Genomic DNA, 23,884 nt, shown 5'->3' with positions numbered 1-23,884 from the left:
AAACGGAGTCGATCACAGGGAGCGGGCCATGGCCAGCCCACCGAGTCCCAGGCTTGCCAGCCCCACCACCAGGGCTACGACGCCGCCGACGATTCCGTAGCCGGTGCCGGGTCCACCCTCGGCGGCGGCCACCACGTACCCGCCGAGGACCACCCCGATCAGCCCCGCCACCAGGGCGATGGTGGCCCCGAGCCGCCCGGTGCCGATGCGGCTGCGGGGGCGGGTCACGGCCAGCCCGCCGACGACCACACCGGCCAGCGCCGCCAGTGCGCCCACCAGACCCACGAGTCGCCCGGTGGTCAGGTCGTACCCGTCGATGGCTGCTGCCGGTCCGTCGGCGGTGGCCGGGCCGCCGAGCCCGGTCGCGCCGAGCAGTACGGCGAGTGCGACGACTCCGATCACGGCGGCAGCGGTGACGGTCAGCACCTGTCGGATCCTTGATGAGCTCATTCCGTTCTCCTGATCGGCTGGACGGCGATACGGACGCTGTCGGCTTCGGGGGACGCTCAGATCGTCGCGGCGGTGCGGGTGCCGTGGCCTCCGGCAACGGATGGCACCGGCTACGCAGATGGGCGTAGCCGGTTCGGGGCTTGCTACGCCGGTCGTCGTAGCCGGTCGCGCGGTTGTGCGCAGTGATGGCCGTGCGTGTCGGCGGTAGGTTCACGGAATGGAACACCGAGCCGGGTCGCGTCCCCTGCGGGTGGTGGCGCATGACGTGGTGCTCGCGCTGCTCGTCACCGTGATGCAGGTGCAGGGCACGGTCGCCAAGGTCGCCGTCGAGGGCGCGCCACGGCCGCTCACCGACTTCGGGAACCTCGGATACGCGCTGCTGGTGGTCAGTGGTCTGGTCCTGGCCGTGCGCCGTCGGTGGCCGGTGGCCGTGTTCGTGACCGCCGCGCTGGCCAGCCTGGTGTACTACGGTCTCGACTTCCCGGACGCGCCCGGTTGGCTGGGCTTGTTCGTCGCCCTGTACACGCTGGCCGCCTATGGTGACGGACGTCGGTCATTGGTGATCGCCGGTGTGGGTGTCACGGTGCTCGCCGTCGGGTGGTTGGTCGCGGCGGCGGACATCGAGCCGCAGGCCGCCATCGGTTGGGTGTTCTTCCGTATCGGCGCGTCGGTGATGAGCGCGGCGCTCGGCGAATCCGTCCGGTCCCGGCGGGTCATCGCCGCCGACGCCCAGCGGCGTGCGGAGTTGGCCGAACGCAGCCGTGAGGAGGCAGCGCGGGCACGGGTCGACGCCGAGCGCCTGCGGATCGCCCGGGAGGTGCACGACACCGTGGCGCACGCCATCGCCATCATCAACGTCCAGTCCGGAGTCACCGCGCACGTGTTGGACAAGAGACCGGAGCAGGCCCGGGAGGCGTTGCGGGCCATCGAGCTGACCAGTGCCCGGGCGCTGCGGGAGATGCGGACCATTCTCGGCGTACTGCGTGACGACCACGACTCTCGGGTGCCGCAGGCGGGCCTGGAGCAGGTCGACGAGCTTGTCGCCAAGGCGCGTGAGGCCGGACTCGACGTCACTGTCGAGGCGTCCTCGCCCGTTGCGTCGTTGCCGAGCGCGGTGGACGGTGCCGCCTACCGCATCCTGCAGGAGGCGTTCACCAATGTGATCCGTCATGTCGGTCCGACTCGGGTGACTGTCGTGTTGAGCGCCGGGGTCGACGTCCTGGAGGTTCGGGTGACCGACGAGGGCCGCCGCACCCCTCCGCCGGGTGACGGTACGGACGGGCGGGCCGAGCCTGGGCGCGGGATCGTGGGCATGCGTGAGCGTTGTCAGCTGCTCGGCGGGGAACTCGACGCCGAGCCGACGCGGCGCGGAGGGTTCGAGGTCCGGGCCCGGCTGCCCCTCGCACCGGACGGGTCACGCCGGTGATCACGGCAGAGTCGCAGATCAAGGTGCTGCTCGCCGACGACGAGAAGCTGGTGCGTTCCGGGTTCAAGCTGCTGCTCGACCTGGAAGACGACATCACCGTGGTCGGTGAAGCGACGGACGGTGCCGAAGCGGTGGAGGCTGCTCGCAGCGCCCGCCCGGACGTCGTCGTGATGGACATCCGGATGCCGAAGCTGGACGGCATTCAGGCCACGACCCAGATCAGCCGGATGCGCGGGCTGGAGCGGGTACGCATCCTCATCCTCACCACCTACGACACCGATGCCAATGTCTTCGACGCGCTGCAGGCCGGTGCCAGTGGCTTCCTGCTCAAGGACGCCGGACCGGCCGAACTCCTGCACGCCATCCGGGTGGTCGCCGCAGGGGATGCGCTGCTCGCCCCGCGGATCACCCGGCGTCTCATCGGCCAGTTCACGGCACGGCGGACGGCCGCCGGCGCCGCTCAGGAGCGGCTCGCGGTGCTCACCGACCGGGAGCGGGAGGTGCTGGCGCTGGTGGGGCGGGGTCTGAACAACGACGAGATCGGTGGCGAATTGTTCCTCAGCCCGGCGACCGCGCGTACCCATGTCAGCCGTGCGATGGCGAAGCTGGGTGCCCGTGACCGGGCGCAACTGGTCGTCATCGCCTATCAGACCGGGTTGGTCAGCCCCGACGTGTGACCGCGTGTCAGCGGTCGGGCGCGGAGAGCCAGTCGTCGGTCGGGGTGAGCGGGACGGCTGCGGGGCGCTCGACTGTCGTCGTCAGTTCGATCCGTCGGCCCTCGGTCGCCGACCGGAGCAGGGCGGTCATGATGTCGAGGACGTGCAGCGCCATGTCACCGCTGGCCCGTGGTGGGCGTGTCTCGTCGGCCCGGACCAGGTCGATCAGGCCGATCCCTCGGGAGCCGGCGACGTAGCCGGCCTGCGGTGCGAGGGCGTGCCACTCGGGGTCGCCGAGCGTGAGATGGCGGACGGTGCCGTCGAAGTTGTTGGGATCGGGTACGGCGAGGGTGCCGGCCTCCCCGTGCACCTCGATCGGTGCGGCGGTCGTGGCGACGCCGTCGAAGCTGGTCGTGAGCGTCGTCAGCACACCCCCGGCGTGTTCCAGCACCCCGGTCACGTGGGTCGGCACCTCGACCGGGATCCGCTGCCCGAGGCGGGGGCCCGAGCCGATGATCCGGGAGTCACGCAGTTGGCTGGCGGCCCCGATCACCGCCCGGACCGGCCCGAGCAGGTGGACCAGCGCCGAGATGTAGTAGGGCCCCATGTCCAGCAGTGGGCCGCCGCCGGGGACGTAGTAGAAGTCGGGATGCGGGTGCCAGCGCTCGTGTCCGGGGGTGACCATGACGGCCGATGCGGCCAGTGGGCGGCCGATCAGTCCACCGTCGATCGCGGCTCGGGCGGTCTGCGTACCGGTGCCCAGGACGGTGTCCGGCGCGCAGCCGATGCGTACGCCGGCCGACGCCGCCCGGTCGATGATCGACCGGCCCTGCGGGAAGGTGGCGGTGAGGGGTTTCTCGACGTAGACGTTGCGGCCGGCGTCGATCGCCGCGCCCGAGACCTCGGCGTGCGCCGACGGGATGGTCAGGTTGAGCACCGTCATCACGTCGGGGTGGTGGAGCAGCCGCTCGACACTGACCGCCTCGGCGCCGGGAATCGTGGCGGCGGCGGCGACGGCCCGCTCCGCGTCGATGTCGGCCACCGCGACGATGCGCACGGCGGGATGGTCGGCGAGGGTGCTCAGGTACGCGCGGGAGATGAACCCGAGACCTACGATGCCGATGCCGTGCGGGTCGCCCACACCATTCCCCTCTCGATGACGGTCCGCACGCTCGGGTGTTCCAGCACGTCGAGGCTGTGTCCGGGGGTCGTCACGACGATGCGCCCGGCACCCCAGTGTCGGGTCCAGATCGCCGGCGAGGTGACCGGCCGGTGCCACGGTTGCCATTCCCGCGTCGGGTGGGTGGTGGTGGCCAGGACGTCGATCAGGTCGTCGTGCAGCACCCAGTACTGCTCGGTGACCAGGTCGAAGTCCTCGATCCCGGCGGTGATCGGGTGCTGCCGACCATGGTCGGTGATCGTGATCGAGTGGGGCAGGAAGGCGTCCTGTTCCCCGCCGCGGCGATCGCACGGCGGGACGCTCGGATGGGTGGCGAACTGGCCACCCACCAGGTGCAGGTAGTCCGAGCAGGCGCGGAAGGAGTCGACGATGCCGCCGTGCCAGCCGGTGAAACCCGTTCCGGCGGCGACCGCCGTGGCCAGACCGGCCACCTGCTCGCCGGTGATCTGCGACATCGTCATGCACTGCACGATGAGGTCGGTGTCGGCCAGTGCGGTGGCGTCGGCGTAGATCTCCGTCGACCCCTCCACGCGTACCGTGTATCCGTTGACTTCGAGGAACGGGATGAACAAATCCGTCGCCTCGACCGGCCGGTGTCCCTCCCAGCCGCCTCGGACCACCAGGGCTCTACGCCGCGTCACACCCGCTCCTTCCCCGCTGCACCACTGTCGGTCGGTCGACGCCCCGCGCCGTCCGGCCATCGACAACCGTACCCGCTGCCTCTGACAGCGCTACCCCGTGCGGTGGTGACGTCGGCGACGACGGCGGGCTGCGTCATGAACACGGCGTGGCTGGCCGCAACGTTGGTGATCTCCGCGCCGATGCGCTTGGCCATGTGCTGGAGCGTCGCCTGGTCGAAGGCCTTGTCGTCGGTGGCGATGACGGCCCAGCTCGGCTTGTCGCGCCAGGCGGCGTGCTTCACCGGCGTCCCGAAGGCCGACATGTTGATCGGTACCTGCGTGTCGCGGAGGAGGAGGCGGCGTCGGCGGCGAAGGCGGCCTTGAACGTGTCGTGGTTGAGGAAGCCGTAGCCGTCGTTGCCGACGTCGATGATGAAGTCGGGCCGGCTGCTGCGGTAGTGGCTGGCCGCGCCGGATGAGCGCAGCGCCCTGGTGTCGGTGTGCCCGCCGCTTCGCGAGTCGATCCGCGCGGCACGCCCTTTCCCGTGGTGGACTGTCGGCCTGGCGGGCATGACCGGGCAGACGCGCCGCAATCGCCACAAAGGTCAACACCCTGCTCAGATGACATTGACGCCCTTGACATTCTCCAGATTGCATAGTTAACATTGCCGAAATCTTGTTAACGCTAACAGCGCGTCTGGTCCGAGGAAACAGCATCGGATACGACCGAGCACAATGCTCGCGCACCCGCGAACCGGCCCTGCGGGATCCCTCTCGATTACCTTTGAAGGTCGCCTCACCACCGACTAGTCACACCACAGGCCGGTCAACCGGAAAATCGGACTCTTCCGCTCGCTGTTAGCGCTAACTCCATCGCACGGAAGGTTGGGGAATCATGGCTGACGAAAGGGCCGGAAAGCGACGTCGAGGCATAGCGGCTATCGGCCTCGCTCTCGCGGTAGGCGTCGGGATAGGCCAACTGACACCGGTGGCGCCGGCAGCAGCGGAAAAGCCCGAGAAGCCGGGGGCGCAGGGCGTCGGACCCAAGACGCAGCTCGCGAAGGTGCCGCTGAGCGGCGTCGACATGACACAGACGTACGTGAACCCGATCAACCTGCCGGGGATGGCGGTACGCCACATCGTCGGGACGATGCCGCCCACGGACGCGAATGTCGCCAACACCTCGCAGATTCCCGCCAGCTTGAACCTGCCGACGTGGACGGCGGCGTCCGGACGGACTCTCTCCAGCCGGTCCAGCGTCGGTTTCACCAGGATCTCGGAGAACTCGGCGCGCACCGGGGCGGACTGGTCCGCGGTGAACGTCGACGGGACCATCTATCTCTACGCCTCCGGTGCCATGCAGAACGCGCCGAACAACAACCGCACCGTCTGGTCCACGACCGACTACCTCACCTGGACACCGCACGAGATGAACCTGGGCCTGGTGGCGCCCACCGTCGTGCAGGTCGGCGACACCTTCTACATGGCCGGCAACAACACGCCGGTCTACCGAGCGGACTCCCCCACCGGCCCGTGGACCAGCATGGGCAGCTTCCTGCGCCCCAACGGTCAGGTCCTGAGCGTCGGGGACGTGCAGTTCTTCCTCGACACCGACGGCCGGCTGTACCTGACGTACAACATCGGCTCGCCGATCATGGGCGCCGAACTCGACCCGAACAACCCTCGCCAGCTCATCAGCGAGCCGGTGGTGCTCTGGACCTTCGACCCACGCCAGGAGTGGCAGCACATCGGCGACAACAAGGCCACCTACACGCACGGATACGTGGAGGGTTCGCAGCTGTTCAAGCTGGGCGACACGTACTACCTGCAGGTCGCGTCCGGCGGGACGGAGTTCACCACGTACGCGACAGGTGTCATGACGTCGGACCGGCCGCTGTCCGGGTTCACGGAGACGCAGCGCAACCCGATCGGCGCCGGGAACAACCACCCCAGTTCGGTGTATCCGAACGCCGGGCACGGCAGCTTCGTCGTCGACAATGCGGGCAACCTGGTGTTTTTCTACACCTACGTCATCGCCTACGAGGAGTTCTTCGAGCGGCGCCTCGGAATGGACGTCTGCACCGTGATCCCCAACGGCCCGCAGAAGGGTGCGATCGACTGCGAGTTGTCCAACACGCCGCAGCTGGCCCCGGGCAGGAAGATCTCGGGCCGCGACGACGTCGGGCTCTACAACGTGGCCACCAACAGCCAGGCGTACTGGTCGAGCAGCTACGCGCCCGGACGTAACCCGTACTACGGCAGCGACCGGTCCCTGTCGACCTGGTGGGAGCCGGCCGACACCGACAGCGCGCCCACCTACATCAGGGGCTTCGGCACGGTGTTCCACATCTCCGCAGCCCAGATCCAGTGGAAGGAACTCGGGCGCACGTTCACCAAGGACAACGCCGTGCAGTACACCCTGGAGTACAAGGACATCCCCACCAACACGTGGCGGACGCTTGTCGACCGGAGTACGAACACCACCGCGTACACGGCTGACTACGTCACCTTCGACCGGGTGCTGACCAACGCGGTCCGGCTGAAGATCCTGGGTACGACCGAGAACGTGAAGGTCGGCGTCCACGAGCTCAACGTGTTCGGGGAGAACTACCACCTGGTCGCCTCCAAGGGCATGATCACCCCGTAATCCGGTCACCCGGGGCGGCACGAAAGGGAGCGGGCGAGATCAACCGATCTCGCCCGCTCCTTCTTTGTGGCGGTTTCCACACCGCCTCGGCGTACCTGTGCCGGCTACCGCACCGTCAGGTTCTGATAGGTGTCGGCGTGACCCTGGTAGGTCGGGTTGCCGGAGTAGGCCACGTGGACCCGGTAGTTCCCGCGCTTCAGACCGGCGGTCTGCAGCGTGACGACGGCCTTACCGTCGACAAGCGACACCACCTGCACGCTGTCGGCGAAGGTGACCGTGACCTCGCCGGTCGGGGTCGACGCGTCCTTCTTCGGCCCACCCTTCGGCTCGACCGTCACGTTCAACGTGAACGTGTCGCCCCGGACCACCGACGCCGGCGCGGCCTTCGCGTGGACCTTGACGGCCTTCGAACCCTGGGGCACCTGGACCGACGCCGTACCCGCCGACGCCTTCAGGTAGTCGACGCCGAGGTACTCGGCCTTGACCGACCGGGTGCCCGCAGGCAGCCCCGTCGGCAGCGTGACCGTGGCCGCGCCGTCGGTCAGGTAGGCGACCTCCGACCACGAGCCGACGCTGAAGCGCACCTGACCGCCGGTCTCGAACCCGTCGGCCGCGGTGACCGTGGCGGTGGCCGTGGTCGTCTGGGCCCCGCTCGCGTACGGCTCGACCGACACCTCGGTGGTGGTCGTGACGTCGCTGTTCGGGATCCCCCGGATGTCGTTCCACTCGCGCAGGGTCAGCGGGATCACCGTGCCGTGACGCGGCCGGACGACACCGGCGTTGGTCATCGTGATCGGCTTGGCGTTCCAGGTCGGCGCCTCGATGTCCTCGTGGCAGGCGGCCTGGTAGCCACCACCGTTGGTGTACCGGTCACCCCAGAGGTAGAACTCGCCGGGGCAGGCGGTGTCACCGGGGTTGGCCTTGAAGATGACCGGCCCCTCGTAGCCCTGGTTGGCGACCCACGTCGTGCGTCCCAGCGCCGGAGCCAGCAGCGTCCAGTTGTTGATGTTGCTGTCCAGGAAGTCGGTGTGCTTCTCCGAGAAGATGTCCGAACCCTGGTTACCGGCCTCGTTCTTGGTCACCCGGTAGTAGTGGTCGCCGACCTTGATGGCGGTCGTGTCGATCCGCGACAGCGGCGCCGGGTCCTGCCAGACCTGCGGAGCGGAGAACGTCTGGAAGTCGCGCGTCGTGGCGTACCACATCTGCGCGTTGCCCTGACCCGTACGGTTCACCGGGTTGTTCCACAGCGACTGCGCCCAGAAGACGACGTAGGCGCCGATCTCGTCGACCCACAGCGACTCGGGTGCGAAGGCGTTGCCCGCGTCGTCGGGGGCGACCTTCACGTGCCGCTGCGGAGTCCAGTTGACCAGGTCGTGCGACTCGAACACCTCGATGTACTGGGTGTCGTTGATGGCGTAGCCGCCCTGGTCGTACCAGTTCAGGTCGGTGGCGATCATGTAGAACGTGTCGCCGTCGGGTGAGCGGACGATGTGCGGGTCACGAAGGCCCTGGTCGCCCAGCTGGGAGATGAGCGACGGCCGACCCCCGGTCAGACCGGTCCAGTCCAGCGCGGTGTTGCCGTTGGAGGTGGCGAACATGATCTGCTCACCGTCGGCGATCCCCTCACCCTTGAAGTACCCCATGAAGTACCGCTCGTACTCCTCGGTCCGGGGCATGGCGGTGATGGTCACCGGGAACGACTTGGTCTTCGACGCCGACCCCTTGGTGATGGTCGCGGTCAGGGTGGCCTCGACATCCGCACGACCGAAGGCGGGACGGGTCACCTCACCGGTGCCGGTGACGAGGTCGGTGGTCGACGTCCAGGTGATCGTGGACCCGAACTCGCCGGTCGCCGGGAGGTTGATGTTGCCGCGTACGTCGTCGGTGGCGTACAGGGTCAGGTCGAGCGTGTCACGGTCGACCGCCTGCGCGTTGTCGAACTCGGCCTTCACCACGACAGGGATGTCCCGCGTGGCGACCTCCGTAGCGCCCTTGCGGACCGTCGCGGTGAGGACGGCTGTCGCGTCGGGCTGTCCCTGCGCGGGCCGGGTGATCCGGCCGGTCACCGGCACCTTGCGGGCGCTGGTGAGCGCCGGCGGGGTGTAGACCGCGACGACCGACGGGTCCGAACTCGTCCAGGTGATGGCCGAGCCCGCCGCGGAGCCCACCTTGGGCAGCACGATGTCGCGTACGATCGCGCTGGTCAGACCGAGGTCGATGGCGGCGGCGTCGGCGCGGACGCCGTCGGAGACGGTCCGCTGCGCCAGCGCCAGCGTCTCGTCCGGGCTCACTGCCCGGTCGTAGATGCGGAAGTCCCGGAGCGTGCCGCGGAACGAGTAGTGGCCCGAGTTCTGCGAGCGGGCGAGGAAGTTGCAGTTGGTTCCCGCGGCGTTCACCGACGGCGGCGTGGTCAGGTTCGTCTGCGTCGCGTGCAGCACGCCGTCGAGGTAGAGCCGACCGGTCCAGCTGGTGCCGTTCGGGTTCAGCGACTGGGTGTACGTGACGTGCGTCCACGCCCCCTCGGTCATCCGGACCCGGTTCTGCTGCAGGTTCGCCGAACCCACCGCGACGCGGAACCGCTGGGTGTTCGACGCGAAGATGGCGCCCTGGCCGCCGGTGTCGGCGTCACACGACCCGGACTTCGCGCCGAAGCTCCACATCTGGTGCTCGCCGACGTTCGCCGGGTCGATCCACACGTCGTAGTCGACGGTGAGGTTCGACATCCCGGCGGTGAGGTTGTCCGGCAGCTTCACGTACGCGCCTTCAAGGGCGCCCTCGTACGAGTCGGGGTTGAACCTGACTCCGTTCCCGGTCAACGTCGCCTTCTGCGGATTGACGAGGGTGGCGTTCGCCGCCGCGCCGGCGCTACCGGAGTTGACAAGCGTCGTTCCGCTGGTCTCGTCGAGGGCGAAGCGGTGCACCAGGCCCTCGTTGAGCTGGTCGTCAGCCGCGTACGAGGGGGTGGCCGCGAACGAGGTCGAGAGAAGCGCACCCAGGGCAAGCACCGCGATGGTTCTGCCCTTGCGATTCAGCCTGGGACGTGACCTTGGCTGTCTCGATCTCAATGGGTCCTCCTTGGGTGGTGGTGGACTCTCCGGTGTGGATGAGAGCGTTGTTAACGCTAACTTCGACGTACTGCCAGGTCAACGAGCGATGCGGTACTGCCGTGAGCTCGGCTACACGTCCTTGCCCCTGACGTCGGCGTCAGCAATTAGCGTCGCCGGTCGACAACGAGTGAGGGAGTACGACGATGAGCCGCGCGTTTGGGTATCGCACCTTCGGTGGCCCGGAGGTCCAGTTCTACTTCGATCGGCCCGATCCACGGCCCGGCGATGGCGAGATCCTCATCCAGGTGCGGGCCATCGGGGTGGCCCGCATCGATCACATGCTCCGGTCCGGACTCGTCCGGGCGCTCAACGGGCACCTTCCCTTCCCGCAGGTGATGGGGATGGAGGCCGCCGGCGACGTGCTCGCGGTCGGTACCGGCGTCACCGACATCACGGTGGGCGACGCGGTGTTCGGGTTCGCGCTCAGCGGCGCCGGCACGTACGCCCAGACGACGCTCCTGCCGGCGGCGAACGCGGCTCGTAAGCCGGAGGCCCTGCCCTACGAGTGGGCGGCGACGATACCGGTCTCCGGCACCACCGCCCTCGACGGGCTCGACCGGCTCGATCTGCCGGAGGGCTCCACACTGCTGATCAACGGCATCGGGGGCAGCACGGGCCAGATCACCGCGCAGCTCGCTCGAGCGCGGGGCCTGACGGTCATCGGAACCGGCAGCGACAGCAAGCGTGCCGAAGCCGAGGCTCTCGGCGTCACCTTCGCCAGCTACACCGTCGGTGACGTCGTCGAACAGGTACGCGATGTCGCTCCGGCCGGTGTCGACGGCCTGATCGACCTCGTCGGCGGCGACTCGCTGCGGTCGGTCGCCGCGCTGGTGACGGATGCCCGGCAACTGTTGTCGGCCGCCGACGTCGCCGTCAGCGACCTGGGCGGCGAGTACCTGCCCCGCCGCCTCGACCGGGCGTCACTGGAGACGGTTGCCGCACTGATGCTCAACGGCACCGTCGATCCGCGGATCACCCGCACGTTCAGCTTCGACCAGAGCGCGGAGGCACTGGCTGCCGTGGAGACCGGTCACACCGCCGGCAAGCTGGTGATCGCTGTCTGACACGCCGCCGACAGCGGCGATGGACCCCGGCGGCATGACGCACGGAGTGGAACCACCACCGTTGGCAGTGGTTCCACTCCGTTGTCAACGTGCTTCGTACCGCGGCGTCACACGATGGAGATCGACCGCACCTGGGTGTTGCCCTTGGTGTCGACGTACACCTTGTGATCGCCGACGGTGTAGGTGCCAGCGGCATTGTTGTTGATGGTGAACGTGGCCGTCACCGCAGACTCGCTGCCGTCGACATGCGTCCGCTGCACCGTGATGGTCAACTCGTTCGTGTTGCCCTTCAACTTCTTCACCACCGCCGCAGGCTTCGCATCGACGACCGCGTTGGCAACTGTCACGTAGACCGCGTCGGGCGAAGAGAACTCCGCGTTCTTCTGCCCATCACCGAACAGGAAGAAGCCTCGCTGTTCGATCGCCCCACGCCCGGGGAACGGATCCGGGTTCGAGGCCAGGTACGCCGGATTGACGGTGTACAGGTCCGTCTTGGAATCCGCGAGGATGGTCCGCACCCCGGTGTACGGTGCGTCGGTGATCGCGAGGTTGACCGACAGGTAGATGGCGTCGGGGTTGTTGGCCGACATGCGCGAGAAGAAGTACCTGTCCGCACTCTGCCCCGCAGGAACGGCCAGCGGTACGACCCTGTCGCCGACCAGGATGTTGAACTGGAAGTCGCCGTAGCCGCCGGCCACGAACTTCGCCCAGGCCGCGTCCGACATGTGGTCGGGGCGCTCCACCTTGAACTCCAGACGCATCGGCGCCACGTACGTGCTGTTGAGGTACTCGGGGTCGGTCAGGGGCAGGTAGACCCCTCCCGGGGCGTGCCCCAGTGCGAAAGCCGACGCGGTCGGGGCCGAGTTGCCCCGCCCGTTCCACATCGGGATGTTGAACGAGGTGGCACCGAGCAGGGCCTGGTTGCCCAGCTGGTTCGTGCCGACAGCGGCCGACGCGTCCTTGAAGGTTCCGATCGTGACGTCGAGCAGGTCGAGGTCCGAGCGGTCGGCGTTCAACCCCGGCATGTCCGCCCACATGAACTTGGCACCGGCGGGCCCGGAGTACCGGGCCATCTCCAGCATGCCATCGGCCATGATCTTGGTCATCTGCACCGCAGAGTCGACCTTCATCCGCTCGTTCGCCGTGTGCCACCAGCGCTCGTTACCCGGGAGGACGGCGCCGAAGGCAGTCATCTTGTTGCGGAAGTTGCTGGCCAGGGTGCCGCCGGTCGTGCCCTGCGGATAGACCACATCCCTGAGGGAATGGGGATCCGCGAACTCGTCCGGGTTGTGGTCGATCGAGGCCTGGTAGCTGCCGAACTGAAGAGCCGTCAGCGGATTGTCGTGAGTGACGTACAACCCGGCGCCGATGGGCGAGCCGAGGTTGCCGATGGTGAAACCCTTCGCCTGGAAGGCGGCCGTGACCGCAGCCGTCGCCTGGCCGGAGTCAGCCGCGGTGACGTGCATGCTGCGCACATACATCGGCATGCTGAGGTTGCCGGAGGCGTCCGTGTAAAAGCTTGTCGGCGTCTCGGAATTGATGTTTGCCATGAGGGCCAGGGTCAGGTTCGGCGTGCCGTTGTTCGGGTTGCGCAACAGGTTCGCCGGGATTCCCATGTACTTGCCGATATAGGCTTCGCCTTCGACACCGTCGCGGAAGAACAGGTCAGCGATGCCGTCGGCGGCCTTCTTCAACTGCATGTCGGCAGCCGTGCTTCCCAATGCGCCGAGTCCCTTGGAAAGGAGGAACATTCCCCACACGACGGCATTCTTGCCATACTGCGGGGTCGGCATCTCCATCGCCACATCGGTGTTGATCTCCAGCGTGAGCGAGTCGCCGGCGATCGTGGTCTGCACCTTGGGCGTGGTACGCGGAGCAGCCGGGAGCCAACCCTTCGTGGTCGCGGCAGCGGTGATCGCCGACACGAACCGGTCGCGCTCGGCGGAGCCGACCCCCGCCACGTCGAGGGTGAAGATGGCCCGCGAGGCGATCTGCGTGGTGCTGCCGTAGGCGATGTCCTTGAGCGTCGGATCGCCTTCACGCAGGGTGACGCCGGCGGTCGCGGCCGTCAGCCGGAAGGCCTTCGTACGGTCGGCGGACAAGTCCATCGACACCGACGGAGTCACCGATCCGGAGTTTCCGACAATGACCGGGAACCGCGAGTCGGAGGTGTAGGCCGCAATCGGGGTCTCTTCCCGATTGAGGTTCTTGTAGGCCCAGTTGTCGTAGAAGCTCGGATTCGAGTTGTACGGGATGGACTGGAAAGTGGCGGTGTTCGCCGCCGAGGGCGTGCCAGGACCGCCATCTTCGTAGATCCCCATGACGATGCGGATTCGTCGGTCCATAGGCAGTCCGGCCTCCAGCAGCGCCTTGGCCGCGAGCAGCGTCGCCAGCGTCGGGCCGCTGTCATCCTGAATGCCCGCCCCGTAGACCCAGCCGTCCTTGATATAGGGCGAGTGGTAGGCACCAGGAGTGCCGAGATTGCCGTCGGCGTCCCGCCAGCGAGCCAACTGGGCTGCCGAAACGGAAGCCGTCGGCGAGTCGAGGTGACTCAACGCCATGATCATCTCCGGGGCGTCCGGATCACCGATCTCCGCGTAGACGTACTTGTCGGGTTGGCGTTGGACGACCACCGGGAAACCCAGGTCGGTGGCCAGCTTGACCACCCAGGCGAGCTTGGCGACCTTGCGGTCGTACTCGTACTGGTTGGCCGGGGTGTTGCTGACCGGGAACGGGTACGCCGTCGCGGCCGTACCGCCTCGGGAGATGGAGTCGTAGCTCGACCCGTCCAGCATCGCCCCGACCAGGCTGAGCGGGTCGTAGGTGCCGTCCCCCGCCCGCGCGCTGTTGACACGTCCGGCCAACGCCTCGACTTCCGCGTGAATGGCGTCCCGCTCGGCGTCGGACACGGACAGGTCGTAGGTGATGCTCGGCTGGAAGCCCTCCTCGGCGACGCTGGTCGCGGAGGCGTTGGGCGCGGGCGCAAGGGTCGCCGCGAGGGACGCGGCGAGCAGGACGGCGAAACTGGTCGTCCGTCTGTCTCTCATGATTGCTCCAGAACAGGGGGATAACGCGGTAGGGACAGCACACGCCAGCCGTGCCGCCAGCGGCCGACGGCGCGGAATATCTTGAGGATGATCTGAGCACCGGCCAGTACTGCAAGACAGGACCCGCCGGACGCACCGACCATGATCACCCCCCGCGTGCGGGTGGTGACGGGGGCTGTCAGGTCGCGGTCGAGATGACCGCTATGCTGGGCTTCGTGGTGCCCGGCACGAGCCTCAAAGATCGCTACCGGCTGGGCCGGTTTCCCTTGGCGCACAAGGGAATGGGCGAGGTCTGGTCCGCACATGACGCTCTGCTCGACCGCCCTGTCATCGTGAAGTTCGTCAGTCCGGCCATGTCGGACCGGGACGTCGTACGCCGATTCCGCCGCGAGGCGTTGCTGACCGCTCGACTCGACCACCCCGGCGTGCCGGCCGTCTACGACCTGGGCGAGCACGCCGGCCAGCCCTACGTGGTGCTTCAGAAGATCGACGGGATCACGCTCACGGACCTGCTGGCCGAGCAGGGCCCTCTGCCGATCTCATGGGTGGCTGCCATCGGCGCACAGGTCAGCAGCGTTCTCCTCGCGGCACAGCAGATCCACCTGGTGCACCGCGACATCAAGCCGAGCAACATCATGCTGGACACCCACGGCGCGGCGAAGGTGCTCGACTTCGGCTTGGCGGTGATCCGCGACGACGAACGCTATTCGAAGATCACGCAGACCGGGCAGAGCATGGGCACGGTCGGTTACATGTCGCCCGAGCAGATCCTCGGCGAGCACACCGACCACCGCACCGACCTGTACGGGCTGGGAGCCACGCTCTTCGACCTGCTCACCGGCCATCCACCGTTTGACGGCGTCACCACGATGACCACTGTGCGCCATCAGATCGCCGATCCCCCGCCACGCCCCACCCAGCGGCGACCGGACATTCCCCGTGCAGTCGACGATCTGGTGCACTCGCTCCTGGCGGTCGATCCCGACGATCGCCCGGACACCGCTGCGGAGGTCTACGCGCTCCTGGCGCCACTCGCCCGCGAGTTGCCACCGATACCCGGCGTCCTGACCGACACCGTCGAGGCGGTGCAGGCGTACGCCGCGATCGTGGGACGAGTACCCCGCCCGGCCCTGCTCACGTCACCGACGACGAGCGCCCTCGCGGCGTCCGACCTGGAGCAGTCCCTCGAAGAGGCTGAACACCTGCACGCGGCAGGCGAATTCCGTGCCGCCGCACGACGGTGGCGGCACCTGGCCACGCAGCACGAACAGTTGCACGGCGAGAACCATCCCCTGGTCTTCGACCTCCGGCTCCGGGCCGCCCGAGCGCACATACCGCTCGGCGAGCATGGCCGCGCCTCGCGCCAGCTCGACGCTTTGTTGCAGGAGCGCCTGCGTGCGGCCGGGCCGGAGGATGCCGTGGTGCTGGCGCTGCGCCGAGAGATCGCACACCTCATGGCGCAGCGGCAGAGGTTGCCGCGCTCCCGGTCAGACGGACCAGCCGCGGATCGCTGAACGCCGGCGGCAGCAGCACCGCCTTCTGCTCAGGGAAGCGACCGGGGTCGTACCGGAAGATCCGGGCACAGTTCTGCCCACGCGTCTCGGTCGCCAACGCACGCCCAGCCAGTGACGAGTACATGCTGCTGTGCTTCCACCAGGCCGCTTCCTCGCCGTGGCGGTCGAAGCCACGGCCGCTGGCCGCGTGCCCGAACACGTCGTGCACCGCACGGAACATGTCGTTCTCGCCGTCGCTGAGATACGGATGGGCATTGCCACTGGCTGCGCTGGCCCACACCATCAACCGGCGCTGCCGGACGTCGTCGACCATCGCCGCCACGTTCGGGTATGGGTCGACGTCGACGATGTGCACCGATATGCCGAGACCTCCGAACTCCGCCCGACCGATCAGGAAGTGGTACTGCTGCACTGTTTCGCGGCAGAACGCGGCGTACGCGGGATAGGCCCGCTCGTCCCGGGTCGGGGCCGCCATGTAGGCGTCGGCGATGGCCGCGCCGACGACGGGGTCAAGGCGCACTCGCCGGTACACATGAGCGGCCGGAATGCGGGCTCCCCGGCAGTACCGCGCCACGCCCTCGCTGACGTAGGCCACTGGCGGAAAGCACGGGGACAAGACAGTGGACGCTGCGGATGCGAGCAAGGGTGCTCATGGTCCTCCTTCAGTCGGTGCGACGGGCTGGGTACTGGTCAGCGAACTGACGAGGGTGGCTGCGGCTCGCGCACCGCGACGTCGACGCCCCGCGTCGAGTGCTGCTCACGACGAAGCAGATCACCGAGAATCCGAATCTCGGACCGCCGACGGTCCTGATGGACCTTCGCGAACTTTCCGATGGTGGTGCTGTGTCCACGACGGGGCATGACTCCTCCAGAAGGCTATGAACCGCGAATCGCCACGAACGATAACCCGTTGTGAACTCGGTACACAAGGGCGGTCGACGTGCTAACGTTCACGCGTGACTACTGAGTCGAGCGGGACCGCCAACGCGGCAACATTGACTGCCAGCGGCATCGCGCGACTGGCCAATGTGGGTCGAGCGGCGGTCAGCAACTGGCGACGCCGGTACGCCGACTTCCCGACTCCCGTCGGCGGCACCCCGGCCAGCCCATCGTTCGACGCGCAGGAGGTCGAGCACTGGCTACACCGCCACGGTCGACTGCATCAGACCAGCATCGAACAGCAGGCCTGGCGGCACATCGAGAGCTACCAGCCCGCCGCGCACATCAGCGACGTCCTCGGCATCGTCGGCGCCCACCTCCTCGCCCGAGCCGCACGGCCCGATGACTCCGGCGACAGCCCGCCGACCCCGCGACAACTCGTCGCCCGCCTCCGCGCGCTCGACGCCACGCTGGCCACGATGGTCTCCGACGCGCTGCCGAGGCAGTGGACCGCGCAGCTCACCGCGCTCCTGCGCTCGGCCGACCAACTCAGCTCGGCACGTGGCGCCGAGTCCGCCTTCGAATACCTGCACAGTCAGTACGTGAGCTCCGCCCAATCGGTGTCCGGACTCGCCGGCACACCGGAGAGCGTGGCTGACGTGATGGTGGCTGTCGCCGGCGTCGGCACCCACACCTTCGACTTCACCAGCGGCACAGGGTCGATCCTGCGCATGGCCGCCGACCGGGCGCTACGAAGCGGCGCCACCACCCGATGCTTCGCCCAGGAGATCAACCCTCAGTACGCCCTGATCACGTCGTTGCGGCTATGGTTCGTGCACCTGCGGGCACAGCAGGCCGGACATCACACACCACCGCCGGTCGTCCACGTCGGCGACAGCTTGCTCGCCGACGCCCTGCCCGACCTACGCGCCGACGTCGTCGTCGCGAACTTCCCGTTCGGCATCCACGACTGGGGTCACGACCGCCTCGCCTACGACCCCCGCTGGACCTACGGCCTACCCCCACGCACCGAACCCGAACTCGCCTGGGTGCAACACGCCCTGGCGCACCTCTCCCCCAACGGCACCGCCGTTGTGCTCATGCCCCCCGCTACCGCGTCACGGCCCGCCGGCCGACGCATACGTGCCGAACTGATCCGTCGTCACGCGCTACGCGCGATCATCGCCCTGCCCGCCGGACTGATGCTGCCGACAAACATCGGACTGCACATCTGGGTCCTCGCCCAACCCGATCCACAGCACCCGCGCGTCGGCGAACTCCTCTTCGTCGACGCCACCGCCAGCACCGGTCAAGACCTCACCGACACCATCGGCACCGCCTGGGCCGCCTACCAATCCCACCACTACGCGCAGGCACCCGGCGTCCACCGCACCATCGCCGCCATCGATCTACTCGACGACGAAGTCGACCTGACACCGCAGCGTCACGTACCACAACCCACCGAACTCACCGCCGAACCGGCGCGGATCATCGCCAACCTCAGCGACTTCGACCACCTGCTCGAACAGCTGCGACACAGCCTGCCCGCCGTACACCAGACAGACACCGCGCCGCTGCGCCAAGCCCCACACGCCGACATTGCCGACCTCATCCGATCCGGCAGCTTCTCCGTGCACCGGACCGCGACCCGCAGACGAGCCGCCAACGCCACGGTCAATACGCGCGTACTGACCGCCGCCGACATCATGTCCGGCGGCCCCGCCACCGGCTACACCGTCCGCGCCACAGACGAACCCCCAGGACCCCGAGTACGCACCGACGACATCCTCATCTCCGTCATCGGCCACAAAATCATCGCCCGAGTCGCCACCTCGGAACAGCTCGATGCCGAACTCGGGCCAGGCACTCAACTGATCCGCGTCGACACCACCCGCTTCGACCCGTGGTTCGTCGCCGGCGTCATCTCCCGCACCGACAACCTCCGCATCGCCGGCAGAGCAGCCAGCACCATCAACGGCGCCGCGCGCATCGACATCAAACGACTCACCATTCCCGTGATGCCGCTGAGCCAACAGCAGGCCTACGGACAAGCCTTCCGCAAACTCGCCGAGTTCCGAACCACCCTCGACCGAATAACAGGATCCGGCGCCGTCCTGGCACGGGAGATCGTCGACGGCCTCACGACAGGCACTCTCGGCCTCACGCCATCAGTCACGGGGGGTGATCCTCGAGCCTGGTAGACCAGCACGCGATACCGGGCCACCTCCCCGTTGGACGGAGCGTCACCTGCCAGGGAGCCGTCCATCGCCGCGTAGACGTACTTCCCGTCCGGCGAGGTCGTGAGGGCCTCAAGGGTCGCGTTCTCGGGTGCCTCACCATCCGGCGCGACCCGGACAGATCGTTCCAATGTGCAGGCACACGCTCGCCGGCGTTTCGGTTGTCAGGGTGTGCTGGCCTCCGCACGGATCTCGAAGACGGCTCAGGCACCACCGGCCAGGTCGCGTCGCTTGAGGGCGACTGTGGCCGCCCGGAGCAGCGCTGCGGAGAGCAGGGTCAGCACCGCGACCGCAACCATGTTGACGTCCTCCAGCGGGTATTCGCCAATGTGCGCGAACGGTGACAGGTCAAGCACGGCGTCGGGGATGTCGAGGATCGGGGCGAAGTAGCTGGCGATCAGGCCGTAGCCGAGCGCCACCCAGATCACCGGTAGTGCCCTCGGTGCGATCGCGTACAGCAGGGCAGCGATGGCCATGATCTGCCAGACCGCCGGTGTGTGGGCGACGTGGCCGAGCAGCAGCGTCCCGATCAGCCCGGGGTCTTGTGTGCTCAGAGCGGCACCGACGCCCATGCCGACTCCGGCGAGCAGCAGCAGCCAGGCCACGCCGACTGCGGTGACGGCGACGTGACTGCCGAGCCAGGCCGTCCGGCTCACCGCCGTGGCCAGGACCGGCTCGGCCCGCCCGTCGGTCTCCTCGGCACGAAGCGTGTGCACGGCCAGCACCGCGTAAACGCCGACGGCAAGCGCCATGGTCACACCCATCATGCCGAGGTAGCCGTCGAGCATGTTCTCCGAGCCGCCCATGATCGCCAGCAGGTCTCCCGGGGCGTCGGCGAAACTGTCGATCAGCGGTTGGGTGAACGACCCGTACGCCACACCGGCAACGATCAGGGCGATGCTCCAGCCGATCAGTCCGGCCCGCTGTAGCCGGAACGCGAGCGCGAGCGGACTGGCCAGCCAGGCAGCGGCCCGGGGTGCGCCGGGGCGTGGTGGCAGCAGGCCGGCACCGAAATCCCGGCGCGCCGACAGCCCGTAGCCCACCGCCGCGGTCCCCACCGCGAACAGCAGCGATATGGCCAGTGGCCACCAGCGGTCATACACGTATGGTGCGGCCTGCTGGGACCAGCCGATCGGCGACAGCCAGGACAACCAGGACGGTCCGCTGTCCTGCACCGCCGCCATGTCGCCCAGCCCGCGCAGGACGAACGCGGCGCCGAGCGCGGCACCGGCGGCACCGGCGGCCGCACGCGGGTATTCCGACAGTTGCACCGTGACCGCGGCGATGCCGGCGAAGGCCAGCGCCGTCGCACCGACGGACGCACCGAACAGCACCGATCCGGCCAGGTCGTAGCCGCGGCCGGCCATCATGGCGCCGATCAGCAGGGTGACCAGCACCGCCATCGCGACCGTGACGACCAGGGCCGCGGTGAGCTGGGCGTGCCGGCCCAGCACGTTCGCACGGATCAGCTCAGCGCGGCCGGAGCGTTCCTCGGCGCGGGTGTGCCGCACGACGGTGAGCAGCCCCATCAAGCCGGCGCCGATGGTCACGTAGAGGCCGTACTGGCCGACGAGGAACCGTTCGATGGTCAGCTGGTCGAACCCGAGACCGCGTCCACCGAACAGCGCACCGGCGGGGCTGGCGGTGAAGGCGGTCAGACTCTCCAGTTCCTGTGGTGTCGAGGCGATGCTCTCCAGCGCGGTGGCGAAGTACGTCATCAGCAGTGCCAGGCCCAGCGTCCAGGCCGGGAAGCGGACCCGGTCCCGACGCAGCATGAACCGCAGCAGGATGGCAGTGCCGGTGACGGCGCTGGCCCGGAAACGGACGGGAGGTGTGGGGCGGCGTAGCGTCGTCGTGGCCATCACGCCACCTCCGTAGCGCCGGAGCGGGTGAACTGGTCGCCGTAGTGACGTAGCAGCAACTGCTCCAGCGTCGGTGGACGGACGGTCAGCCCCTGCACGTCCAGATCACCCAGCTGACGCACCACGGCGGCGAGGTGGTCGCCGTCGACCTCGAAGCGGATGTGACCGTTCTCGGCGCGCAGTCCGTGCACGCCGGCCGCGCCGGCCAAGGCATCGATGGGCCGGTCGGTGATCGCGTCGACCGTTGTCCGGGTCAAGTGCCGCAAGTCGCTCAGCGAGCCGGTCTCGACGATGGCACCTTGGCGGATGATCGAGACCTGGTCGGCGAGGACCTCGACCTGGGCGAGGATGTGACTCGACAGCAGCACCGTACGCCCGGCGTCCTTGGCCTCGCGGATGCACTCCTGGAACACCGCCTCCATCAGCGGGTCCAGCCCGGCCGTGGGCTCGTCGAGCAGCAGCAGTTCCACGTCGCTTGCCAGCGCCGCGACCAGGGCGACCTTCTGCCGATTGCCCTTGGAGTAGGTGCGGCCCTTCTTACTCGGATCCAGGTCGAAACGCTGGCACAGCTCATCGCGTCGGACCGGGTCGGTACCGCCGCGTAGCCGGGCGAACAGATCGATCGCCTCACCGCCGGTGAGGTTGGGCCACAGCTCCACGTCGCCGGGCACGTAGGCGAGCCGGCGATGCAGGGTCACTGCGTCCGCCCACGGGTCACCACCGAGCAGCCGGACCTGGCCGGCGTCCGCGCGTAGCAGCCCGAGCAGGATCCGAATGGTGGTGGACTTGCCCGCGCCGTTGGGGCCGAGGAAGCCGTGCACGGTACCGGTGGCGACCCGCAGGTCCAGTCCATCCAGCGCCCGTACCCGACCGAAAGACTTGTCGACATGTCGGATGTCAATGGCAGTAGTCATCGCGGTAGACCTCGTTCGAGGAGAGCCCGGCACGGGCCGGGGGAAGATGTCGTCGATCGCCTGGCGTCGACGAGGGAAGAAGGGCCACACGCCCGAGGGGCAGGTGGTGACTAGCCTGCAGCGGTGTCCGCGTCACCGGGGGACGGCGGATCCGGGACGTACATCAGGTACTCATCGAGCATCGACCGGTCGGTGAGCAGCCCTTCGGCGAACAGTTCCAGGGCAGGCAACGCGAAATCATCCATGTAGCGACGGAACAGATGTGCGAACTCCTCCGGGGCGGCATCGGCCCCGTGCAAGGTGAACCACAGCACCATGCTGCCCGTGGCCTGATAGGCCAGATAGCGCGTACGCGCGGCCCCATCCCGACTGGGCTTGATCACCCCGGCGCTCTCGCCCGCTGACAGGTACGCCTCCGCATCGGCGACCATGGCTTCGATCAGCGTCGCCGCCAACTCGCCGCCGGCCTGCAAGCTGCGAAGCAGATACCTCACCAGCGGCGCGTACTGCTCTACCTCGGCCAGCTGCGCCAGCAGCGTCGCGCCGGTGCCGTCGGTCAGCACCTTGGCCTTCTGCTCACGCATCACCGCGAGTACATGGCTGTCGCAGGCGCGCCGCAGCCCGTCCTTTGAACCGAAGTGGTGGACGATCAGTCCGGCAGTGACACCGGCGTCGGCCGCGAGGGCCCGCAACCCGACTCGAAAGCCGTCACGGGCGAACCGGGCGATAGCGGCATCGCGGATGCGACCCACGGTGGCGAACTCACCGCCGTGCTTGTCGGAACTTACCTCTCTCGAGGCCACGACATCAGATTAAACAGTTGTTCAACCGGCGCGCAATACCGACCACGCCCCAGACAACGGGGATACCGTCGGTCCGCGCCGCTGCCCATGGGCGGCGGCGCGGACCGACGGCTCAGGTCACCCGTCGATGCGGGTCAGGCCGGCAGGACCACCTGTCCCGGGGTCGTCCGGCCGGTGGTGGTGCCGTCACCGAGTTGCCCGAGGAAGTTGTCGCCCCAGCACCACAGGGTTCCGTCGGTGCGGACCGCGCAGCCGTGGTGCGACACCGCCAGACTTCCCGTCCAGGTCGTCGCGGTGCCGACTTGGGTCGGGGCCAACCGGTGGGTGGTGGTGCCGTCACCGACCTGCCCATAGGTGTTCCTGCCCCAGCACCACAGGCTGCCGTCGGTACGGGCCGCGCAGGACGAGTCGATGCTCGCCTCGACCCGCGCCCAGGTGGTGGCGGTACCGATCTGCAGTGGCGTGGTCTGGTGGCCGCTGCCCCCGCCCAACTGGCCGTACCCGTTCTCGCCCCAGCACCACAGGGTCCCGTCGGTGCGGACCGCACAGGTGTGGACGTACCCGGTCGTCACTGCGGACCACGTGGTCGCAGTGCCCACCTGGGTCGGGGTCGTCTTGTAGCTCATGATGCCCAGACCGAGCTGCCCGTCGGAACTGCTGCCCCAGCACCACAGGGTTCCGTCGGTGCGGACGGCGCAGCTGTGCCCGTATCCGGTGGCGACCCTCGCCCAGGTGGTCGCCGTGCCGACCTGGAGGGGGGTGGGCGACATCAGGGGGGTCATGCCGACGCCGAGCTGGGCGTGAGTGTTCAGGCCCCAGCACCACAGGGTGCCGGTGGTCCGTACCGCGCAGGTGTGATTGTTGCTGGTGCTGACGCTGGCCCAGGTGGTGGCGTCGCCGATCCGGACCGGAGCGGTCCGGCTCGTGGTGGTCCCGTCGCCGAGCTGCCCGTTGTTGTTGGCACCCCAGCACCAGAGCGTTCCGTCCGTGCGCACCGCGCAGGTGTTGCTCTTACCGGCGTCGACCTGCGCCCAGGTGGTGGCGTCGCCGATCCGGACCGGAGCGGTCCGGCTCGTGGTGGTCCCGTCGCCGAGCTGGCCGTTGAAGTTGTTGCCCCAGCACCAGAGCGTCCCGTCGGTGCGGATCACACAGGTGTGCAGATCACCCGTGGCGACCTGGGACACCGCCGCGGCGGCGACCGAGGCGCTCGACGTGCCCCGGTCGGCGGGGCTGCCGCCCGCCGCGGCCGCCCCCGCCGTAAGGCCGACGGCGAGCACGGTGATTCCCACGACGGCCGTCGCCGCGGCAACGGCGGTTCGGGCTGCCCGCCGCCACCGTGTCCGCAGCCGGCCCTCCTGATGTTCCTTCACGTCTTGTTCTCCCAAGGCATCGTCGGTTGTGCAGAGTGGAGGCGGCGCTGCCTCGGTAGGTCGTCAGCGACCTGTCACTTCATGTCGATCAGCACGGTTGGCAAACAGG

General features: G+C 68.4%; 18 protein-coding genes and 1 pseudogene. 6 read left to right on the top strand and 13 right to left on the bottom strand.

From position 1 onward, the window contains the following. Positions 1-12: 12 nt before the first annotated feature. Entirely contained in the window at positions 13-450 is a 438-nt protein-coding gene (locus VAB18032_RS12835; RefSeq protein ID WP_043720592.1) for a DUF6223 family protein, read from the bottom strand. A gap of 217 nt (positions 451-667) precedes the next feature. Between VAB18032_RS12835 and VAB18032_RS12830 the strand changes: the two genes are divergently transcribed. Next, on the top strand, positions 668-1,876 hold the full coding sequence (locus VAB18032_RS12830) for a sensor histidine kinase (protein ID WP_013733266.1): 1,209 nt from the start codon (positions 668-670) through the stop codon (positions 1,874-1,876). Further along, complete coding sequence (locus VAB18032_RS12825; protein WP_013733265.1) at positions 1,873-2,553, top strand: response regulator transcription factor; 681 nt, start codon at positions 1,873-1,875, stop codon at positions 2,551-2,553. Before VAB18032_RS12830 ends, VAB18032_RS12825 begins: the two co-directional genes overlap by 4 nt. Before the next feature lie 7 nt (positions 2,554-2,560). On the opposite strand, the gene VAB18032_RS12820 is transcribed toward VAB18032_RS12825, so the two are convergent. Genes VAB18032_RS12820 through VAB18032_RS32545 form a run of 4 tightly spaced genes read right to left on the bottom strand, consistent with a single transcriptional unit; the run spans position 2,561 to position 4,903 of the window. Next, complete coding sequence (locus tag VAB18032_RS12820; protein ID WP_013733264.1) at positions 2,561-3,673, bottom strand: Gfo/Idh/MocA family protein; 1,113 nt, start codon at positions 3,671-3,673, stop codon at positions 2,561-2,563. Next, complete coding sequence (locus tag VAB18032_RS12815; RefSeq protein WP_013733263.1) at positions 3,643-4,353, bottom strand: ThuA domain-containing protein; 711 nt, start codon at positions 4,351-4,353, stop codon at positions 3,643-3,645. The genes VAB18032_RS12820 and VAB18032_RS12815 overlap by 31 nt, the downstream gene beginning before the upstream one ends. Continuing rightward, complete coding sequence (locus tag VAB18032_RS32550) at positions 4,350-4,655, bottom strand: alpha/beta hydrolase (protein WP_013733262.1); 306 nt, start codon at positions 4,653-4,655, stop codon at positions 4,350-4,352. Before VAB18032_RS32550 ends, VAB18032_RS12815 begins: the two co-directional genes overlap by 4 nt. Further along, positions 4,631-4,903 (bottom strand): hypothetical protein, encoded by a 273-nt coding sequence (locus tag VAB18032_RS32545; protein WP_050814598.1) that lies wholly within the window; start codon positions 4,901-4,903, stop codon positions 4,631-4,633. The genes VAB18032_RS32550 and VAB18032_RS32545 overlap by 25 nt, the downstream gene beginning before the upstream one ends. Before the next feature lie 416 nt (positions 4,904-5,319). Here VAB18032_RS32545 and VAB18032_RS12805 point away from each other — a divergent pair, with 416 nt between their 5' ends. Continuing rightward, positions 5,320-6,978: a family 43 glycosylhydrolase gene (locus VAB18032_RS12805; RefSeq protein ID WP_158309497.1), complete on the top strand. Its 1,659-nt coding sequence runs from the start codon at positions 5,320-5,322 to the stop codon at positions 6,976-6,978. 104 nt (positions 6,979-7,082) lie between these two features. On the opposite strand, the gene VAB18032_RS12800 is transcribed toward VAB18032_RS12805, so the two are convergent. Then, entirely contained in the window at positions 7,083-9,983 is a 2,901-nt protein-coding gene (locus VAB18032_RS12800; RefSeq protein ID WP_013733260.1) for an immunoglobulin-like domain-containing protein, read from the bottom strand. Between the two features lie 245 nt (positions 9,984-10,228). Between VAB18032_RS12800 and VAB18032_RS12795 the strand changes: the two genes are divergently transcribed. Beyond that, positions 10,229-11,149 carry an NADP-dependent oxidoreductase gene (locus tag VAB18032_RS12795; protein ID WP_013733259.1) on the top strand — a complete coding sequence of 307 codons (921 nt, stop codon included), beginning with the start codon at positions 10,229-10,231 and terminating at the stop codon, positions 11,147-11,149. A 107-nt stretch (positions 11,150-11,256) separates the two neighbouring features. On the opposite strand, the gene VAB18032_RS12790 is transcribed toward VAB18032_RS12795, so the two are convergent. Further along, the gene (locus VAB18032_RS12790; protein WP_158309496.1) at positions 11,257-13,815 is read right to left on the bottom strand and encodes a M20/M25/M40 family metallo-hydrolase; all 2,559 of its coding nucleotides are present in this window, start codon (positions 13,813-13,815) and stop codon (positions 11,257-11,259) included. 575 nt (positions 13,816-14,390) lie between these two features. Here VAB18032_RS12790 and VAB18032_RS12785 point away from each other — a divergent pair. Next, on the top strand, positions 14,391-15,710 hold the full coding sequence (locus VAB18032_RS12785; protein WP_232510792.1) for a serine/threonine-protein kinase: 1,320 nt from the start codon (positions 14,391-14,393) through the stop codon (positions 15,708-15,710). Here the strand turns inward: VAB18032_RS12785 and VAB18032_RS12780 are convergent. After that, entirely contained in the window at positions 15,649-16,230 is a 582-nt protein-coding gene (locus VAB18032_RS12780) for a hypothetical protein (RefSeq protein WP_013733256.1), read from the bottom strand. The two genes, VAB18032_RS12785 and VAB18032_RS12780, sit on opposite strands and share 62 nt — an antisense overlap. Positions 16,231-16,666: 436 nt before the next feature. Between VAB18032_RS12780 and VAB18032_RS12775 the strand changes: the two genes are divergently transcribed. Continuing rightward, on the top strand, positions 16,667-18,790 hold the full coding sequence (locus VAB18032_RS12775) for an N-6 DNA methylase (RefSeq protein WP_148272262.1): 2,124 nt from the start codon (positions 16,667-16,669) through the stop codon (positions 18,788-18,790). Between the two features lie 47 nt (positions 18,791-18,837). On the opposite strand, the pseudogene VAB18032_RS33530 reads toward VAB18032_RS12775, so the two are convergent. The 5 genes and pseudogenes from VAB18032_RS33530 to VAB18032_RS12755 all read right to left on the bottom strand — a co-directional run. After that, positions 18,838-18,957, bottom strand: a pseudogene (locus VAB18032_RS33530) (hypothetical protein); the annotation flags it as partial. Between the two features lie 72 nt (positions 18,958-19,029). Further along, positions 19,030-20,688, bottom strand: a complete 1,659-nt coding sequence (locus tag VAB18032_RS12770) for an ABC transporter permease (protein WP_013733254.1) — start codon at positions 20,686-20,688, stop codon at positions 19,030-19,032. Beyond that, positions 20,688-21,602, bottom strand: coding sequence for an ABC transporter ATP-binding protein (locus tag VAB18032_RS12765; protein ID WP_013733253.1), 915 nt, complete (start codon positions 21,600-21,602; stop codon positions 20,688-20,690). Before VAB18032_RS12765 ends, VAB18032_RS12770 begins: the two co-directional genes overlap by 1 nt. 110 nt (positions 21,603-21,712) lie before the next feature. Next, positions 21,713-22,405 (bottom strand): TetR/AcrR family transcriptional regulator, encoded by a 693-nt coding sequence (locus VAB18032_RS12760; RefSeq protein WP_013733252.1) that lies wholly within the window; start codon positions 22,403-22,405, stop codon positions 21,713-21,715. Between the two features lie 134 nt (positions 22,406-22,539). After that, a complete protein-coding gene (locus VAB18032_RS12755; protein WP_013733251.1) occupies positions 22,540-23,775 on the bottom strand; it encodes an RCC1 domain-containing protein in 1,236 nt (411 codons plus the stop codon). Between the last annotated feature and the right edge of the window lie 109 nt (positions 23,776-23,884).

The organism is Micromonospora maris AB-18-032 (assembly GCF_000204155.1).
GTDB classification, from domain to species: Bacteria; Actinomycetota; Actinomycetes; order Mycobacteriales; family Micromonosporaceae; genus Micromonospora; species Micromonospora gifhornensis.
The sequence above is the reverse complement of the archived record's forward strand: the minus strand, read 5'-3'. Positions and strand labels throughout refer to the sequence as shown.